At 40.0% G+C, this 17,128-nt stretch carries 19 protein-coding genes; 7 read left to right on the top strand and 12 right to left on the bottom strand.

Features of this window, described 5'->3' with window-relative positions:
* Positions 1-68: 68 nt before the first annotated feature.
* The 3 genes from ACP2AF_RS18450 to ACP2AF_RS18460 form a co-directional block, all read right to left on the bottom strand.
* The gene (locus ACP2AF_RS18450) at positions 69-908 is read right to left on the bottom strand and encodes a universal stress protein (RefSeq protein ID WP_425237616.1); all 840 of its coding nucleotides are present in this window, start codon (positions 906-908) and stop codon (positions 69-71) included.
* A 91-nt stretch (positions 909-999) separates the two neighbouring features.
* Positions 1,000-2,055, bottom strand: a complete 1,056-nt coding sequence (locus ACP2AF_RS18455; RefSeq protein WP_425237617.1) for a response regulator — start codon at positions 2,053-2,055, stop codon at positions 1,000-1,002.
* 63 nt (positions 2,056-2,118) lie between these two features.
* Positions 2,119-3,309 carry a PAS domain-containing sensor histidine kinase gene (locus ACP2AF_RS18460; RefSeq protein WP_425237618.1) on the bottom strand — a complete coding sequence of 397 codons (1,191 nt, stop codon included), beginning with the start codon at positions 3,307-3,309 and terminating at the stop codon, positions 2,119-2,121.
* A 271-nt stretch (positions 3,310-3,580) separates the two neighbouring features.
* On the opposite strand from ACP2AF_RS18460, the gene ACP2AF_RS18465 reads away from it, so the two are divergent.
* Entirely contained in the window at positions 3,581-3,982 is a 402-nt protein-coding gene (locus ACP2AF_RS18465) for a hypothetical protein (protein WP_425237619.1), read from the top strand.
* A 22-nt stretch (positions 3,983-4,004) separates the two neighbouring features.
* Here ACP2AF_RS18465 and ACP2AF_RS18470 read toward each other — a convergent pair whose 3' ends face one another.
* Positions 4,005-4,448 (bottom strand): DoxX family membrane protein, encoded by a 444-nt coding sequence (locus ACP2AF_RS18470; protein WP_425237620.1) that lies wholly within the window; start codon positions 4,446-4,448, stop codon positions 4,005-4,007.
* A 147-nt stretch (positions 4,449-4,595) separates the two neighbouring features.
* Between ACP2AF_RS18470 and ACP2AF_RS18475 the strand changes: the two genes are divergently transcribed.
* From ACP2AF_RS18475 to ACP2AF_RS18485, 3 genes are read left to right on the top strand one after another with little or no spacing between them, the layout of a single operon-like run.
* Entirely contained in the window at positions 4,596-5,681 is a 1,086-nt protein-coding gene (locus ACP2AF_RS18475) for an efflux RND transporter periplasmic adaptor subunit (RefSeq protein ID WP_425237621.1), read from the top strand.
* Complete coding sequence (locus ACP2AF_RS18480; RefSeq protein WP_425237622.1) at positions 5,678-6,940, top strand: ABC transporter permease; 1,263 nt, start codon at positions 5,678-5,680, stop codon at positions 6,938-6,940. The genes ACP2AF_RS18475 and ACP2AF_RS18480 overlap by 4 nt, the downstream gene beginning before the upstream one ends.
* Positions 6,941-6,942: 2 nt before the next feature.
* Positions 6,943-7,626, top strand: coding sequence for an ABC transporter ATP-binding protein (locus tag ACP2AF_RS18485; protein WP_425237623.1), 684 nt, complete (start codon positions 6,943-6,945; stop codon positions 7,624-7,626).
* A 31-nt stretch (positions 7,627-7,657) separates the two neighbouring features.
* Here the strand turns inward: ACP2AF_RS18485 and ACP2AF_RS18490 are convergent, their stop codons facing one another.
* A complete protein-coding gene (locus tag ACP2AF_RS18490) occupies positions 7,658-8,767 on the bottom strand; it encodes an adenylate/guanylate cyclase domain-containing protein (protein WP_425237624.1) in 1,110 nt (369 codons plus the stop codon).
* Positions 8,768-8,885: 118 nt separating this feature from the next.
* On the opposite strand from ACP2AF_RS18490, the gene ACP2AF_RS18495 reads away from it, so the two are divergent.
* Complete coding sequence (locus ACP2AF_RS18495) at positions 8,886-9,335, top strand: hypothetical protein (protein WP_425237625.1); 450 nt, start codon at positions 8,886-8,888, stop codon at positions 9,333-9,335.
* 13 nt (positions 9,336-9,348) lie between these two features.
* On the opposite strand, the gene ACP2AF_RS18500 is transcribed toward ACP2AF_RS18495, so the two are convergent.
* Positions 9,349-10,305, bottom strand: a complete 957-nt coding sequence (locus tag ACP2AF_RS18500) for an ROK family protein (protein WP_425237626.1) — start codon at positions 10,303-10,305, stop codon at positions 9,349-9,351.
* 247 nt (positions 10,306-10,552) lie between these two features.
* On the opposite strand from ACP2AF_RS18500, the gene ACP2AF_RS18505 reads away from it, so the two are divergent.
* Positions 10,553-10,960, top strand: coding sequence for a hypothetical protein (locus tag ACP2AF_RS18505; RefSeq protein ID WP_425237627.1), 408 nt, complete (start codon positions 10,553-10,555; stop codon positions 10,958-10,960).
* A 15-nt stretch (positions 10,961-10,975) separates the two neighbouring features.
* Here the strand turns inward: ACP2AF_RS18505 and ACP2AF_RS18510 are convergent, their stop codons facing one another.
* Positions 10,976-11,812, bottom strand: a complete 837-nt coding sequence (locus ACP2AF_RS18510) for a universal stress protein (RefSeq protein ID WP_425237628.1) — start codon at positions 11,810-11,812, stop codon at positions 10,976-10,978.
* 34 nt (positions 11,813-11,846) lie between these two features.
* Positions 11,847-12,146, bottom strand: coding sequence for a ribosome hibernation-promoting factor, HPF/YfiA family (gene hpf / locus ACP2AF_RS18515; protein WP_425237629.1), 300 nt, complete (start codon positions 12,144-12,146; stop codon positions 11,847-11,849).
* 720 nt (positions 12,147-12,866) lie between these two features.
* Between hpf and ACP2AF_RS18520 the strand changes: the two genes are divergently transcribed.
* Entirely contained in the window at positions 12,867-13,373 is a 507-nt protein-coding gene (locus tag ACP2AF_RS18520) for a ClbS/DfsB family four-helix bundle protein (protein WP_425237630.1), read from the top strand.
* A gap of 79 nt (positions 13,374-13,452) precedes the next feature.
* On the opposite strand, the gene ACP2AF_RS18525 is transcribed toward ACP2AF_RS18520, so the two are convergent.
* The 4 genes from ACP2AF_RS18525 to ACP2AF_RS18540 all read right to left on the bottom strand — a co-directional run bounded on the left by ACP2AF_RS18525 (position 13,453) and on the right by ACP2AF_RS18540 (position 17,100).
* On the bottom strand, positions 13,453-13,821 hold the full coding sequence (locus tag ACP2AF_RS18525; protein ID WP_425237631.1) for a GerW family sporulation protein: 369 nt from the start codon (positions 13,819-13,821) through the stop codon (positions 13,453-13,455).
* A gap of 11 nt (positions 13,822-13,832) precedes the next feature.
* Positions 13,833-14,396, bottom strand: a complete 564-nt coding sequence (locus tag ACP2AF_RS18530) for a hypothetical protein (protein ID WP_425237632.1) — start codon at positions 14,394-14,396, stop codon at positions 13,833-13,835.
* Positions 14,397-14,809: 413 nt separating this feature from the next.
* Positions 14,810-15,940, bottom strand: a complete 1,131-nt coding sequence (gene galK, locus ACP2AF_RS18535) for a galactokinase (protein WP_425237633.1) — start codon at positions 15,938-15,940, stop codon at positions 14,810-14,812.
* A 14-nt stretch (positions 15,941-15,954) separates the two neighbouring features.
* Positions 15,955-17,100 (bottom strand): formylglycine-generating enzyme family protein, encoded by a 1,146-nt coding sequence (locus ACP2AF_RS18540; RefSeq protein WP_425237634.1) that lies wholly within the window; start codon positions 17,098-17,100, stop codon positions 15,955-15,957.
* Positions 17,101-17,128 lie beyond the last annotated feature (28 nt).

Raw genomic sequence — 17,128 nt, forward strand, 5'->3', positions numbered from 1 at the left:
TAACAAAAATAAGTTCGCCAACATCCAAAAACCATGATTTTGGTCAGTTTGGGATACACTAAAGCCTACTATTCATGTAATACCAAAAAAGGGATTTCTGTATGATAGCTGATTTCCTCAATTCTTGGTTTAAATAGAATTCGCTGAAAAAAGTTCAAGTTTTTGGCCACCATGGCAACAACATCCGTATCCCTGCTCTCGGAAAAACATTGTACGGCAGTTTCTAACTTTGTTCCCGTAAGCGAATGGAAGGTATGTTCTACATCATTCAGGTAATCGTCAAGAAACTCCTTGTTTTTAAGTTGCTCCTCGTTCAATTGCTCGCCCTTCTTGGAGATATGTAAGATTCGAAGGACTGATCCATGTGTATTCACCATCTCGATCAGAGTATTCAATACCTTTAAATCATAACCTAAGTGATAGTCCGTAGGAAAGACTATTTCCTTTGGGGTCCTATAGGTTGCATTCTCAGGCACGGCAAGCAAGGGACATTTTACCTTGGTGATCACATCCCCGGTATTACTTCCAACGGTCACCTTTTTTAGACCAGAGGCCCCTTTAGTTCCCATAACGATCAAGTCTATTTTTTTATCTTCTACTTGCCTTTTAATACTATCTACGAAAAAATCATACAACGCAATTGTGACAAAAGTATGTCCTTGATTTACAAAACGATTTTCAATGCGATTCAATAGCAATTGTAGATTCTTTCGGCTATCCTTTAATATGGTATCCTCAATAAGTTTAGGGGATACACGCACAGAGCTTCCGGCCCCGGAATAAGGGGGCACGGGATTAATATGCAAAAGGTAAAAAGTACATTTGGATTTTTTCAGTAATTCAAGGCCGTATACTATGGCATTCCAAGAATTCTCGGAAAAATCAGTGGGTAGTAAAACCTGTAACATGATTGGTCCGTTTTTGTAGTTTACCGTAAAACTACTTTAGCCCAACCTACCAAAAAATGATTTAGATCATGAAACCTCTAAAACTGTTTTTTTAAGAGATGCGACAAAGTCTTTCTTTATCGAGTATTCTAATGTTTCTATCCTCAATGGATATCAAACCTTCTTTTTTAAAATCGGAAAGCGTTCTAATTAGGGTTTCAGTGGCCATACCGGCTACTCCTGCAAGGTCGCTTCGTAAAATATGGATATTGCCCTTACCGTCCTTTTGAAGTTTTTCGTCAAACTTTAATATAGTGTGCGCGGTCTTCTTACGGACCGATCCGTAGGCCATTTGTAGCAATTGTTCCTTGATGTCAGAAAGACTCTCGGCCAGCAATCTAACCAACTCCAAGACCAGTTTATGGTTTTCCTCCAAGATTTGTTTCAACCGCTGTTTTGGAATACCGGCCACCATGGTGTTTTCTATCGCCGTAGCATACTCGTTATAAGGAATGTTGTCCGTAAAGCAGGTAAAACCAAAAAAATCATCCGGTTTATAGATTCCGGTTATAAGTTCCTTGCCGCGCTCGTCCAATTTATGGGTCTTCACAACCCCAGAAAGCACCAAATACACCCAGTTGGAGTTATTTCCTTCATTATAAATAGTCTCTCCTTGTGAATGTGAAAACTCCTCGCCTTCATCATAAATGTAATTCTTTAGTCCATTTAGGTTTCTAATGCCGTCCTCGAATAGTTGCATGTCCGCTTCAGCCTTTTTGCTGGACTCCCGAAGAATTTCAACCTTGGCCAATCTACTTTCGATTGCTCCAATCAGTTCGGACTCCTCATAAGGTTTGGTCAAATAGTCGTCAGCGCCCAATTCCATCCCTTGTCTTATATCCTTACGTTCTGTCTTGGCTGAAAGAAAAATGAAGGGAATGGACTTCGTAGTATCGTTTTCAAACAAAGTTTCCAGAACCCCGTAGCCATCCAATTCAGGCATCATGATGTCACAAATGATAACGTCCGGAAGATGTTTTTTGGCCATGGTCACTCCCTTTTTTCCATTGGAGGCGGTAATCACTTCATAATTGGACAGTTCTAGGAGCTCGGCCGTATTTTCCCTAAGAACGGTATCATCTTCTATTAAGAGTACTTTTTTTGACATCACGCGTTTTGGTTTTTAGGGTCTATATCTCATAAGGTCCAATAAAAATTTTATAGGTTGGTATTAGGTCTTTGCCAAAGGAAGTTCCATGGTAAAGACACTCCCGGCGTTCTCCTTACTTTTAAAGTAAATATTACCACCAAGATTTTCTATATGGGTTTTTATAATATTTAGGCCAATACCCGTACCTTGGGTCAACAGCACATTCTCTGCTCTGAAATATCTATCAAAAATGTGCTTTTGATCAGCTTTGGGAATGCCTATGCCTTGATCCTTGATATGAAACGTGATTTTGTTTTCCGAAAGGTTTACACGGAAGTCTATTTCGGTATCCTCAGGGGAATACTTTATGGCATTGTGCAAAAGATTGGTAAGTGCCAGCCCTACGATTCTTTCATCCTGGTTAATTATGGTATCATCGATATTTTGTGGATAGTTTATTTTTTGACCGTCCTTAAGGATCATATTGGCATCATAAATCACCTCATTAACTACCTTGCTTAAAGAAAAATCCGCCAATCGGTATACTTCCTTGCCCTGCTCCAGACGTTCTATGGAAAGAAAGTCGGTCAAAATGGTGTTGAGCCTTCGTACTTCCCCAATTATGGTTTTTAAATGTTTCTCCCTTTTTCCTTGTCCCTCTTCCGTATTGTATTTTCCGACCAAGGTGGCCGCTGTAAGGATACCACTTAAGGGCGTTTTGAATTCATGCGATACCAAGGAAAGGAATTTGGTCTTAAGGTCGTTCAATTCCCTTTCTCGCTGAAGGGCGTCCTTTATTTTGTTTTCGGCCTCTTTCCTTCTTTTCACTTCCCTTTTAAGTATGGCCACGGTATCCCGGAGCTCTTGGGTACGCAACCTTATTTTTTTTTCCAGTTGTGTATTGAGCTCATATATCTGGTTATCCTTTTCCTTGATCATGGAAAGATCTTCAATCAAAGTGAGCACATATTTATTTCCATAAAGTGAAAAAGGACTTAACCCCACTTGTAATGGAATTTGATCTCCGTTCTTATGAAGTCCCAATAAATTCCTTCCCTTCATTTCCCGCATTCCAACATCTTCCCAATAAACGCCTTCGGCCAATTTCCTATGCTTTTCCCTTTTCTCGTTGGGGATTAGAATAGATAATTGTTGGCCTAAAAGTTCATCCTTATCATATCCAAAAAGTTGATTGGAACGTTGGTTGGAAGCAACGATCTCCTGTCGTTCGTTTACCACAAGAATGCCTTGTGAGATTGATTCTGAAAGCAATCTAAAGATGTTGCTGTTTTTATCGAAGACCCGCATACTACAAAGTTAAATGTTTACTATTTGTGCAACGATATAAAGTCCTTTAAATCATACTACTTTTAACACATCTGCCAAAACTGCTTTTACCATTTAATCCGTGCCGTTGGTACCAATGTTGCCTCTATTTTTTGGAATGCAAAAGTTCAATAAAATAATATGAAAATGGTATGACGAAAATCATTTTTGAAACTTAAATTCCTACTTAATTTAGTTCATTATTTCACTACTAAAAATGGATCAAAACGATACTATGGATTGGCAAAAACTATACTGGGAGGCGGATAACTGGGTTAACCATCTGACATTTTATAAGGATGAGCTACTGTTTCTTCAAAGGCTTTTAGATCGTTATTTTGAAGATTTGATCCAATATCAGAATTTGGATGAAATTCGGGAAGAGGTCATGCGCTTTCAAGATTTAAAATACACTTGTAACAAACTCCTGGCCAATACCAGGGAACATAGGTACCAATTAGCTCTGGCCATAGATGAAAAGGATACTGAGCATGGTTTTACCCGGCGAACACATTTAGGGTTACAAGAAAAGCTTCAAGATTTTACTTTGGGTTTCAAGACCACAAAAAAGGAAATTCAAAGTATTACCCAGGAACTAATGGAAAGTTTAAAAGAATAGAGTGGTCCCTGAAATCCTTTGATCATATTTCTTTTTTCTTTTTACGCTCCTTATCCAACAAAAAGACCAAAAGACCCAAAAAGACAATATTCTTCATAATATATTGTCCTAAAAGTGTAAGACCAAAAGGAGCTTTGGTAAATGTAAGCTCCGGAAAAAATAGAAAGGGAGTAAAAGTGAGTATCATATGTACCAATGCCAGTGTTATGGCGAACCTATTCAATAAACCGAAAATCAAAAGAAGGCCCAGGCCTGTTTCCCATATCGCCAAAAGAATCAAGGAAATATCTGGGCGTATAAGACCCAAGGTAAGTTCATGGATGGTATCCATGGCTATGGTTTCGGCCGGACTCACTCCGGGAAAGAATTTTAACATCCCAAACCATAAATAAAGAATGCCTATACAGGCCAAAAGCACACTATTTTTAGATACCCTCTCCCTAAAGGTCAATACCAACTCCTTCATTGCATTCAGTTTTATAGGCTAATCTATACTTCCACAAAGATGTAAAAGATGACAAATATCATGTTTATTCACTTTTTATCACCGTATAATTCCGCTTTTAACAAATACACCCTCAAGTTTCGTAATTTTAAGCCCTTAAGGTATGTTATGCGAACACGAATTTCCATTCCTGTAATAGCTCTTCTCATTTTTTCTTGCAACCCTGATAACGAAGGGATTACTCCTGAAAAGACTACCTTGGTAGAATCAGTCTATGCCTCTGCACTGGTGCAACCGGACAGTCTATATGAAGTGTATTCCTCCGTAACCGGTATTTTGGACAAACAGTTGGTAGAAGAAGGAGATACCGTTTCCAAGGGGCAGGCCCTATTCCAAATCTTCAATAAGATGCCGGAACTCAACCGGGAAAATGCAAGGTTGAACCTGCAATTGGCACAAGAGGAGCTCAGTGGAAATGCAGCAATACTTGATGGGCTTGAAAAAGAACTGCATACGGCAAGACTAAAATTTTACAATGACTCCATAAATTTCATACGTCAAAAACGGCTTTGGGAACAAGGAATAGGCTCCAATGCCGAGTATGATACTAGGAAACTCCAGTATGAAAGTTCCCTGAACAATCTTCAGGCACTACAAAACAGTTTTGATCGTACCGAAAATGATTTACAGACACGGATGAAACAGGCCGAAAACAGTTTCCAAACTGCTATTGTCAATACCGCAGATTTTACCATAACCAGTAAGATCAATGGAAAGGTCTATGCCATTCATAAAAACGAGGGGGAAATCATTACGGCCCAGCAACCCCTGGCCAGCATGGGCAAGTCGTCCTTCTTCATTGTAGAGCTTTTGGTGGACGAGGTGGATATTGTAACGTTAAAAAAGGGGCAAAACGTGTTGATTACGTTAGACGCTTACTCGGATACGGTCTTTGAGGGCAAAATAGACAAGATTTATCCTCAAAAGGATGAGCGCACCCAAACCTTCAAGGTAGATGCAGTTTTTAACCAGATGCCCCAGGTACTGTACCCGGGGCTGGCAGGTGAGGCCAATATCATTGTTGCCCAAAAAGAAAATGTTCTAACCATCCCTCTGGAATATCTTACAGACGATAATATGGTTATGACGAATGATGGCCTACAAGAGGTAATCCTTGGTATTCGAAATTTAAAAAAGGTAGAAATTCTATCTGGTATTGATGAGCATACCAAAATCTATAAACCCGAACCATGATCAATTGGAGGGTCATATTGAGCATATCCCGGACGCATTTGCTTACCCGAATTAAACAAACGGCCATTGCTGCATTGGGAGTTACCTTTGGTATAGGGACATTTATCATTTTAGTCAGCTTCATGACCGGCCTTAATGGGCTTTTGGATGGTCTAATTTTGGACCGCACCCCACATGTACACATTTACAATGAGATAAAACCATCGGAAAAACAACCGGTAGATCTCTATGAAAAAATAAAAAACAGTTTTACCAAGGTGCGATCTATAAAACCCAAACTTACCCAAAGAAAAATCCATAATGCCCTACCCCTTATGGACCAGCTCAACAATGATTCCAGGGTAAAGGGAGCCATTCCTCAATTACAGGCCCAAATTTTCTATATCTCTGGTTCTATTGAATTGGGAGGAAATCTTGTGGGTATTGATGTTCTGGAGGAAGTACGTCTTTTTAACTTTGGGCAATATGTGGTAAAAGGAAGTCCGGAAGCCTTGGATAATTTGAACAACGGAATTCTCATTGGTGCCGGGGTGGCCAAAAAAATGTCCCTGGACGTTGGCAATACCGTTCAGATAAGTACGATCCAGGGCCATCTTTTCCCTTTAAAAATTGTAGGCATTTATCAAAGCGGCCTCGCTGAGCTGGATGATGTGCAGAGTTTTGCCAATCTTAAGACAACACAGCGCATTCTTGGGGAACCTAGAAATTATTTTACGGACATTAATGTAAAATTATATGACATTGAAGATGCGGTTCCCATGGCCAAGCAGATTGAAAAACAGTTTGATCTTACCGCGGTGGACATTAAAACGGCCAATGCCCAATTTGAAACAGGTACTTCTATTCGAAACCTTATTACCTACGCCGTCTCCATTACACTCCTCATCGTAGCGGGGTTTGGAATCTACAATATTCTGAATATGCTTATTTATGAGAAGATGAACGATATTGCCATCTTAAAGGCCACAGGCTTTTCCGGTAGGGACGTAAAATATATTTTTATCAGCCAAGCAATACTTATAGGTCTGGTAGGCGGTATTTTAGGACTCTTAATTGGCTATGGAATATCCGTGGTCATAGATAATTTACCATTTGAGACGGAGGCATTGCCTACCATAAAAACCTTTCCGGTAAATTATAATCCAGGGTACTACATCATCGGAATCACCTTTGCCATGGTATCCACATTCTTGGCTGGGTATCTTCCGGCAAGAAAAGCTCAAAAAATAGATCCCGTTGAAATTATAAGAGGGCAATAACTATGGGGACCAAGAATATATTGGAGGCGAGGGGGATCAATAAATATTTTAGGGAACCTGTCTTGTTCCATGTATTGAAGGACATTAGTTTTAGCATTAAAAATGGGGAGTTCGTCTCCATTATGGGAAAGTCTGGTTGTGGCAAATCCACCCTGCTCTACATCCTATCCACTATGGATACGGATTATGAAGGAGAACTTTTTTTGAACGGTGAAAAAATAACGGGCAAACATCATGAGGAATTGGCCAAGCTCCGGAATCAGAATATTGGTTTTGTTTTCCAGTTCCACTACCTCCTGTCCGAATTTACCGTTTTGGAGAATGTAATGTTGCCCGCCAAAAAGTTAGGGTTGAAATCCTTGCAGGAAATAGAGCATGATGCCATGGAAAAACTGAAACTATTACATATTGATGACCAGGCAAAAAAGTTGGCTTCCCGTATCTCAGGAGGACAAAAGCAACGTGTTGCAATAGCACGTGCCTTAATCAATGACCCGGCCATTATTATGGGCGATGAGCCCACAGGTAACCTGGATAGTCAAAATTCCGAGAATGTAATGGATATCTTTAAGGCATTGGCCCAAGAACGTAATTTGTCCTTGTTGATAGTAACACATGATACCGATTTTGCAGAGAAAACGGACAGAATCATTGAAATGGGAGATGGCCGGATTTTAAGTTGGTAAGGTTTACATGGACTATTGATATAGTTGTTCCCTAGCCCTTAGGGGATAAATTGAAATCCATTCGGAACAGTTGAATGGCCTTTGTTTTTCCTTTCAAAATTAAACTGCCGATTTTGGTAAACAAAAAAGTATCACTTTTGGGCAATACTTTTATCAAATCGTTTGAAACCAAGGTTTTTGCATTGTAGGTATTACATTCTTCCTGAATGCGTGCTGTTGTATTCAATATATCCCCAGTATAGATGATGTCCTTTTTTATAATCCCGATTTCCCCCACGGTAACCTCCCCAATATGATAGCCTGCTTTAAAACCAGGAACTACGCCAAACCGCCTTCTATAATACGCACTTCTTTTTTTGAATCTGTTATCTATTTTTCGAAAACACTCCAAACAATTGTTATTGTACAATCCGTTCTTTAATGACCAAGAGACGACTATTTCATCGCCGACATATTGATAGATTTCCCCTAGAGTTTCCAAAATGGGGTTTGTCATATCTGCATAGTACGTTTTTAGAAGGGTAAAATATTCCAGATGTCCCAACTGCTCCGCAATGAATGTAGAGGATTTCATATCCAAAAACATGAAGATCCTTTTTTCTTCTCTGGGTTTGTGATACTTCCCCAAGGAATAATTATAAATTGCTCCATTGCCCAAGTAGGCATTTACCTCTGAATAAAAAAGGGCAACATCCAAAGCCGCACCCGCATAGATGATTACGCTCCAAAATGCAAAATTCCCAACAAACTGAGATACATTTTCCAAAGCTATTGGGTCGTAAATAGGTATCCCAAGGCGGCGCGCATTGGTTATTAATGATAATAAAATCAAGAATAAAATTAGGAATAGAAGATAGAAAACACTTTTAAACAAGATCTTCACCCAAAACCTATTCTTTGCAAAACGTTTTCTTAACCAAGTAACCTCAATCCATCCCTGCACCAGGCCCGCTAAAAAACTGCCCACACCAATATAGATCAAAGCATTTTGAAAATCATACGCCACTCCTGTACTTGGATATTCGGTTAGTCTGCCCAAAATGCCCTTTTCCAAAAGAACATAAATCAGTCCAAAAGTCAACCATATGAGTCCAAAAGCCAAAGTTTGCCTAAAATATCGTTTGTACTTTGGGTGAACCATACGCTAAATGTAAAAAAATAAAGAGTAGGTCTAGGGAAATCACGATGTACATCCTGACAAAAGTCATATTAATCCTATACCATCTTCCCTACTTTTAAATAATTCAAAAAACAAGATCATGGGAAATTTTCGAAGCAGACCAAAAGGTGATTATATACAAAACACCAACTGGCAGGAACTCTATGTGTTAACGGAGCACTGGAAATCCGATCTACTTTTTTATAGGGACGATTTAAAATTTTTACATAAACTATTGCAGCGGTACTTCATCTGGATAACCAAAGAGGAAAATCTCGATGCCGTAAGGAATCTAGGACAAGGTATCCTGAGTGATTCAAAAACCTGCAATGACCTTTTAAGCAAGATCAAGGAACATCTTTCCCATTTGGCCAACATCATGGATGAGCCATTCAAGAATGACGCCCATGAGTTCCGCACCGAACACGAAGAATTGGAAGATCATATTTCCCAATTTATAAAAGGTGTACGGGAAAACAGAAAAAAAGTGTTTACATTAACGGAACATGTTCTGGATAGTGAACATTTAGAGCATTTGTTACAACGCTAATCTTTTGCTATTACTATAACAACGCCAGTGCTGCTGGTCCTAAAACGGAATGTGTACTGGGTGCATTGTAGATCAACACCTTTATTTTGTTTCGGTAGGCGTTAAAAAGGTTATGTTCCATGCTGGCAATGGTAGGATTTAATAGAATATCCCCTGCTTTGCTAAGTCCCCCGGATAGGATTATCGCCTCGGGATCCAGATGAGCGGCTATGTCCGCCATCTTATTGCCAAGGGTAAAGCCAGTCCGTTCAAAAGCCTCTAAGGCCACAGGATCCCCTTCCAGGGCGGCATCCGCGATCATTATACCGGTCATTTCGTCAAAACTGACCCCTCGTAATGGCGAATCCTCGGTCATATCGGCCAGAAGTTCAAAAACAGTTCGCTTTATCCCGGTTACCGAGGCGTAGGTCTCCAGGCAGCCCTGTAAACCGCAATTGCAATGTCTACCATTGGGATCTACATTTACATGGCCTAGTTCCGCTGCCATGGCATGTGATCCCAACAAAAGTTTGCCGTTTACGATAATACCGCTTCCTAACCCCGTCCCCAAGGTAAGCGCCACAAAATTCTTCATTCCCTTGGCCGGGCCAAATTGTAAATGGCCCAAGGCCGCAGCATTGGCGTCATTGGCGATGGTAACCGGCAATTCAAAAACCTCTTCTATAGACTTTGCCAAGGGGATTTTATCCCCCCATTTGAGGTTGGGTGGGTATTCTATATTTCCGGTAAGGGAATTGGCATTGGGTGCCCCTACCCCTATGGCCATGATTTCAGGTAATTCCTCAACTTGAGATTTTAGGCTTTCTATTTCCTGTTCCAAGTTTTCCATAAAAACAGAAAAAGGCTCCTTGGCACCCGTTCTAAACTCTTTGGAAGCCAAAATATCGCCTTCTTCGGTAATCAAGCCTACCTTGGTGTAGGTACCTCCAATATCTATGCCCCAAACCGCCTTACTTTTCCCTTTCTCCATCACAGTATATATTTACCGCAAATCAAAACAAATAAAAAATGAATCTGGCTGATATTTATCATTTCAAAAGAATTGTTTATCAAATAATTTAAACCTCATATATTCAAAAGTATGAAATGGCCTCCTTGAAAACTAAGGCTTGGGTACAAAAACTGAAATTGGAAAATTGCAAACATTTTTCTTTAATTTCAGCGAATTCTAAACAAAATAGTTACGACCATTACATTTATTTCTAAAATTGGATTCTATGTCATATCAAGAAAATATTCAGAACAAAATGTATCAAAACTTGGGTAAACTTTTCTATGCTGTCGCCATGGCAGATAAAAATGTAAGGCCCAGGGAGGTTAGCGCGCTACAGGAAGCCGTACGCGAACAATGGCTGGATGTAGACGATGCTGAGGATGAATTTGGAAGCGACGCCGCATATCAAATTGAAATCGTATTTGATTGGTTACAAAACGAAGAATCAGATGGTGATACCTACTTCAAGGAATTCAAATATTTCTTCAAGGAACATCGTTCCTTGTTTACAAAAAAAATTCGTGAACAAATCTATAAAACCGCCAGGGCCATTGCTATTTCCTTTGCAGGCGCCAATAAGTCCGAGCTTGTTCTCCTTTCTAAATTGAAAATGTTGCTGAAACAGGAATAAACCTTAAAGTACATTTTAGATTTTAAAGGTTACTACCGGTAAACTGGCACGATTGGCCAAATCCTCTCCAATACTCCCCTGAAAAAAATGCGACAGCCCCCTACGACCGTGGGTGGGAATAGCAATCAAGTCCGCACCACATTCCTCTGCGTAATTGTAAAGGCCTTCTTCCGTACTGTAGTCGTTCCTATGTTTTACATGTATATGGTTCGGAACATCCCCGTGATGTGCCACACGTAAAAACGAATCCTTTTCTTGGTCTATTTCCGCCGTACTCTTAAAATGGACATGGGGCAAGTTGATATATACCAAATAGACTTGTGTATTCCATGGCCCGAACATTTGTAGGGCCCTGTGATAAGCGGGCACTCCCTCTATCTTAAAATCGCAGGCAAAAACTACCTTGTTTACTTTAAAATCTGGAATGCGCTCTTTTATAACAAGAACGGGCACATTGGAAGTCCGTACTACCTTTTCCGTATTGGAACCTATAAAAAACTTTCCCAGACCACCTGTCCCATGTGAACCCATTACAATTAAATCGGCGCTTTGCTCAAGGGCAACCTTGTTCAACTCCTCAAAAATCTTATAGTTCTGCACCATCTCGGTCACCTTGAGACCCTTGAGATAGTCCTTGTCCAAAAACTCGGTAAACCTTTTTTTGGCAAGCATCATATAATACTTGGCTTCCATAAACTCCTGGGCCTCATTCTTGGTAAGGATAGCTTCCGATAATCCTAGCATATGTAACAAAAGGATACTCGCTCCCGAGTCCTTGGCCAAAGTGGCGGCCACCTCCAATGCATAGGAGGAACATTCCGAAAAATCTATAGGTACCAGAATCCTATTCATCTATTTTGAGTATTAAAAATACGGTGCCAAATTGCTAATGTTTCTGAAAAGTGGATTTTCTCTTGCTCAATTGCTTTTCCAATTCCTTAATGGTGGAAGCAGCTGCCTTTTCAAAGTCATCTTCATTGGATTTAGCAAAAATCCTTGGGCCAGGGACGCTCAGCTCCATTTCACAAATCTTTCCTTTTCCAGTAGGGTTTTTCTCTTGTTTAAACTGGACTTGGGCCCTAATGATCCAGTCATATTTTCGGGCAAGTGTATTTAACTTTTTGGAAACCAGTGCTTCCATGGCCTCACTAGTAGGCATTTGGATAAATTGAACATCAATAGTCATTACAAATCAAATTTATAGTTACCCTAAAGCTAGAGCTATGGCCCGGTTTAAATCATGATAAAAATCAGTATTTCAAATCCGGTCTAAATGAACCGTAGCAACCAGACCATATGTGGATATATAAAAAGAGCAATGAACTTCCATGGTATTCTTATAATACACCTTCATTGCATTTGCGCTTTAACAATAGAATCTATTCCCGGGCCAATAGATACATTCGTCAAAAGACCGGGGTACGGCAAGCATCCCGGTCTTTATTACAGTATCGTAAGTGTTCATGGACGCAGGTTGTAATACCGTACATACTTCCATCGCTGAAACGTATATGCTACTTACAAAACCTTGGAACACTCCCGATTCCTGCTTATTCTTTTGATTATCTGTAAATATTCTAGTCTAATGCCCAAAAATAATTTGAAGCAAATACAATTGAAATGACTTTGATCAGGTTATCCGAAAAACAATTAAAAAATCCTCTACGTATTCTTATGGCTTCACTTTTTCTCTTCCGAATACTACTGTGTTGACCCGGACAACATCCATATTTTCCATCCTACCGTAATTTTTTATATCCAGAATGGAAATAATCTGTTCATAAAATAGAATAATGACAAAAGTCATTTATCCCTACTATTTTGGAGTCTATTTTTATGTTTCCCAATGGACGGATAAATCGCTTTTCGGACATTATTAATCGATTCTGTCCCAAAATAAAACATCATGCCAAGACCCAAAACTAAAAAGGAACTCGTAGAATTAGGTAGGGCCAATTACAGGAACCTAATGAATTTTATTAGAGAGCTACCGAGGGAGGAACTGGAAAACGAATTCCCCCCGGGGTACCTAAACCGAAATATTAGGGATGTACTGGCGCATCTTCATCATTGGCACCTGATGATGCTGGAATGGTACAAAGTAGGTATGTCCGGTTTTAAGCCGGATATGCCCAGTAAGGGGTATACTTGGAAAACCGTGCCGGAACTCAACCGGAAAATACAGAATACCTATAGCAATGTTGACCTAAAGGTAGTAAAGGATGCCTTTGAGGAATCCTTCGAGAACCTCCAAGAAATTATTGCCCAGCATACGGAAGAAGAACTCTTTGAAAAAAAGCATTACCCCTGGACGGGCTCCACTTCTTTGGGCGCTTATTTTATTTCAGCCACTTCCAGCCACTACGATTGGGCATTAAAGCTCATTAAAAAATGTAGGAGGCAATTGGCTTAATGCTTAGAGCAAAAAAGAACCGGGCAAGCCAATTTAAAAAATGTCTTGGCCCGGTTCCATCGCTAAGATTCGAACTATTCTAAACTTCGGCAGTTTCCTTATTTCGGTTTTGGGCAATCTTTTCAATCAAGTCCGGTACTTTCTCAAAAGCGGCGGCAAGTCCTTGGGTCTTCCCAGCAGCAAGAAAGGAAATCTCCTCTCCCTTACTTACCAAAAAACCAATAGGTTCAATTCCTACGCCAGCACCGGCACCCGCGCCTTGTCCCTTTCCTGTTTTGGGTTCGGTGCTTTCACCACCACCGGAACCAAACCCCATGCCTACTTTTATGACCGGTACACATTTAAATGCCCCTAATTCAAATTGTTCACCGACAACGGTTTCTGTCTTTGCTTCGGACTTTATAAAGTCCGTAATCTTTCCTAATAATTCTTCAAAATGTAACTCCATAGTTGTATTTTTTAAAGGTTAACAAATGATTTAATAATATTCAATGGCCTGTTTTGAATGTAAAGGACCACATGGTTTCTACCCTGGAAATTGATGGAAAACTGTCCCATATTATGATTCAAGAAAGCAAATACCGGATACCATTTTGCATTCAAAAGACTATCTCCGGTATCCATATCTATGACGAGCCTCTTTATTGTAAAAGTTTTCAGGAGACGCATCACTTTTCCAATCCCAATTCTTTTCCTTTTCTTCTTTCTTACATTATTTTTTGTCTTTCCTTTTTGGGAAAAGCCTATCCTCCTAAGAGGATAGAAACAAAAATTTCCGAAAATGAAATTTAGCCGTATCTGTATAAGTTCTCTTTCATGTCCTTCTAAGTTAGCTTTTATCAAACCTCTCAATTGGAGATAATACTCCTTGGTGATAGTATTGATATACAATTCAATAGGAACAAATAACAAACTGATTATCAATAATAAAAGAAGTGAAAATAGAACAATCACCCACATCATTCCGTTTTTATGCAAAGTAAATGCAGGTAAGAATTCATTACAATGATTAAGATCATTCAAGCAAATTATTTATTGACCTCAGTTGGTTTGAGACCGATTTCAATCGTATTCATACTAGTCATTTGCATTTACCTTTGGATTTCGCCTTAAATGGAATCAAGAAATGTTGGATGAAAAACAGGAGAGAACAATGAACTTCGGTTAATTTCAAAAAATAAATGCATAGGCATATTTGAAAAACCCTACCAAGATTGTATGTGTAACTATAAGGTAAAAATAGATTGGTTTTTAGGAGATGGTGTGGCAATTCAATACCAAGTTCATAGGAATTTGCCAGCAATACATCGTCCCGATTTAAGAAGAGGGGTCGTATTGAAAGGTTGGGGAGCCGAATTCCGAATAATACCCAAAACCGTAAAGCTCCAATATTTCATGGCCTGAAAGTATATACGTCATCCATTTAAAACTATGAATCAAACCACAAGGGAAGTTCCTCCGCTAGGCCTGACCTCAAAAGCTTCCAAATCAATGGCAAAAGTATTTTTGTACGCTTTGGTGGCGGTGGTTATTAATTCATCGACACCCGCTTCATGAACTAAATTAAGGGTACAGCCTCCAAATCCTCCACCGGTTTGTCGAGCTCCGAGAACAGCATCATAGTCTTTGGAGAAGTCGACCAAAAAATCGGATTCCGGACAACTCACCTCGTACAATTTACTTATTCCCTCATGCGCCTCATAAAGTAAATCACCAGCCTCTTTTAACCTACCGGACTTGAGTGCTTCCGTCATGGCGAAAACACGTTTATTTTCATCTATTATAAAGGAACATCGATTAAAAACGGTTTGGCTCATTTCAGCCTTAAAAGACATCAACATATCCAAAGTAACATCGCGCAGCGAGTTTACCTCGGGATACTTTTGCTTAATGATATCCACCCCTTTCTGACATTCCTGCTTTCGTGTGTTGTACTCGCTAGAAGCCAAATTGTGGGAAACTTTGGTGTTGAGAAGTATAATTTTGTACGGACGGATATCAATGGGGACATAGTCGTATTCCAAAGATTTGCAATCCAAAAGGATCACATGTCCTTCCTTGCTCATAACCGATGCGAATTGATCCATAATTCCGCATTGGGTACCTACATAGGTATGTTCTGCGATTTGGGATAATTTTACCATATCCATTTTGGAAAGCCCCAAATTGAACAATTCATTTAATCCAAAGGCCAGCCCACATTCCAAAGCAGCCGAAGAGCTTAGACCAGATCCTGTTGGAAGGTTGCTCTCCACCGTGCAATCAAACCCTTTGACCCCATCTGTAAGCTTTGAAATCTCATTAAGAACACCTAAGATATAATTCTCCCACTCCACCTCGCTTCTTGAAATTTCGTTCAGATTCAACGTAAAACCGGTGTTGTAGGTAAGGCTATACAAATTACATCGGTTGACCGAATCGTTCTTTCGCAACTTAAATGTTATTTGGTTTTCTATTGCGGTCGGGAGTACATAACCCAGATTGTAATCCGTATGTTCTCCGATAAGATTAATTCGTCCTGGCGAATTCACAGTCAATTCGGGAGTGAAATCCGTAGTAAATTCCATAATTCTTCTCTTGATCAGTTTTCTTTTCCCCGTAACATATCTGCCGTAGCAACCGTTCTAAAACCCAGATGCTCCAAAGAAGAATCTAAACTGGTCGCCATTCGAGAGGATATACGATAGCTGGCACAATACGATTCGCTGCACAAGAACGAACCTCCTTTCATCACTTTTTCCCTGGCATAGGGATCTCTTTCGTTGTAAGGGGTATCCGCTCCCTTGGGATTCCTTAGAATTGTCCCCTTGGAACCGACCTCATCATAATAGTTGGTGTTGTACCAATCGCTCGTCCATTCCCAAACATTGCCCGCAATATCATAGAGATTGAAATCATTGGGCGGATAGGATTTAACAAGTGCACGTAGCTCGAAACCATCTATTAACGTATTGTTCACGGGAAATTCTCCCTCCCAGGTATTCGCCATTTGAGAAAGTACAGAAAGATCGTCACCCCAAAAATAAATAGTACTTTCCTTATTGCCCCTAGCAGCCCTTTCCCATTCGGCTTCGGTGGGCAAACGCCTTCCGGCCCACTCACAATAGGCTACGGCATCCTCATAGGCAACTTGTACAACCGGATAGTTATCCATGCCCTTAATGGAACTTCCTGGCCCGTTGGGGTGCTTCCAATTGGCCCCTATGGTCCATTGCCACCATTGGGAAAAATCGTATAGATTGGGCACTGAACTTTTGGCTTTTTTGAAAGTTAGAGATCCAGGTTGCATTATGCTATCATGGGGTTTGGGCGTACCCTCGGGCAATTGTTTTTTCATTTCTTCCCAATCAATTTCCCGCTCGGCTACGGTAACATACCCGGTCTCTTCAACAAATTCTTTAAACTCCCTATTGGTAACTTCGGTAATATCCATAAAGAATCCATCTACTGCTACCTTATGCGCCGGTTTTTCGTGTCCCATGGCCGTTTTATCCTGTGGAACGGCTCCTTTGCTAAAAATACCTCCGGGAATCCAGACCATTCCCTCAGGCGTTTTAATATCCTCAGGTTTTTTAACAAGAATATCCGAGGTATCTGCAAAAACCTCAGATTTTTCGGTTGTTTCGGCGGATGACTTAGCTTCAAGAACCTCTTTCTTCCTTTCTTTACATTGGGCTATAAAAAAAATAAATGGCAGTAAAAAAAGTAGTTTTGGAATCAATTTCATCGTAGATAAAAATTAAGGAGCAACAAAG

It is taken from the genome of Ulvibacterium sp. (assembly GCF_965248315.1).
In the GTDB taxonomy this organism is placed as follows: domain Bacteria; phylum Bacteroidota; class Bacteroidia; order Flavobacteriales; family Flavobacteriaceae; genus Ulvibacterium.

Coding starts and splice junctions, on each gene's coding strand:
- hpf (WP_425237629.1), bottom strand. CDS start 12,146: ATGACTATTGATGTTCAATTTATCCAAATGCCTACTAGTGAGGCCATG.
- ACP2AF_RS18455 (WP_425237617.1), bottom strand. CDS start 2,055: ATGTCAAAAAAAGTACTCTTAATAGAAGATGATACCGTTCTTAGGGAA.
- galK (WP_425237633.1), bottom strand. CDS start 15,940: ATGGAATTTACTACGGATTTCACTCCCGAATTGACTGTGAATTCGCCA.
- ACP2AF_RS18450 (WP_425237616.1), bottom strand. CDS start 908: ATGTTACAGGTTTTACTACCCACTGATTTTTCCGAGAATTCTTGGAAT.
- ACP2AF_RS18520 (WP_425237630.1), top strand. CDS start 12,867: ATGCCAAGACCCAAAACTAAAAAGGAACTCGTAGAATTAGGTAGGGCC.
- ACP2AF_RS18480 (WP_425237622.1), top strand. CDS start 5,678: ATGATCAATTGGAGGGTCATATTGAGCATATCCCGGACGCATTTGCTT.
- ACP2AF_RS18475 (WP_425237621.1), top strand. CDS start 4,596: ATGCGAACACGAATTTCCATTCCTGTAATAGCTCTTCTCATTTTTTCT.
- ACP2AF_RS18505 (WP_425237627.1), top strand. CDS start 10,553: ATGTCATATCAAGAAAATATTCAGAACAAAATGTATCAAAACTTGGGT.
- ACP2AF_RS18470 (WP_425237620.1), bottom strand. CDS start 4,448: ATGAAGGAGTTGGTATTGACCTTTAGGGAGAGGGTATCTAAAAATAGT.
- ACP2AF_RS18510 (WP_425237628.1), bottom strand. CDS start 11,812: ATGAATAGGATTCTGGTACCTATAGATTTTTCGGAATGTTCCTCCTAT.
- ACP2AF_RS18465 (WP_425237619.1), top strand. CDS start 3,581: ATGGATCAAAACGATACTATGGATTGGCAAAAACTATACTGGGAGGCG.
- ACP2AF_RS18490 (WP_425237624.1), bottom strand. CDS start 8,767: ATGGTTCACCCAAAGTACAAACGATATTTTAGGCAAACTTTGGCTTTT.
- ACP2AF_RS18525 (WP_425237631.1), bottom strand. CDS start 13,821: ATGGAGTTACATTTTGAAGAATTATTAGGAAAGATTACGGACTTTATA.
- ACP2AF_RS18540 (WP_425237634.1), bottom strand. CDS start 17,100: ATGAAATTGATTCCAAAACTACTTTTTTTACTGCCATTTATTTTTTTT.
- ACP2AF_RS18485 (WP_425237623.1), top strand. CDS start 6,943: ATGGGGACCAAGAATATATTGGAGGCGAGGGGGATCAATAAATATTTT.
- ACP2AF_RS18500 (WP_425237626.1), bottom strand. CDS start 10,305: ATGGAGAAAGGGAAAAGTAAGGCGGTTTGGGGCATAGATATTGGAGGT.
- ACP2AF_RS18495 (WP_425237625.1), top strand. CDS start 8,886: ATGGGAAATTTTCGAAGCAGACCAAAAGGTGATTATATACAAAACACC.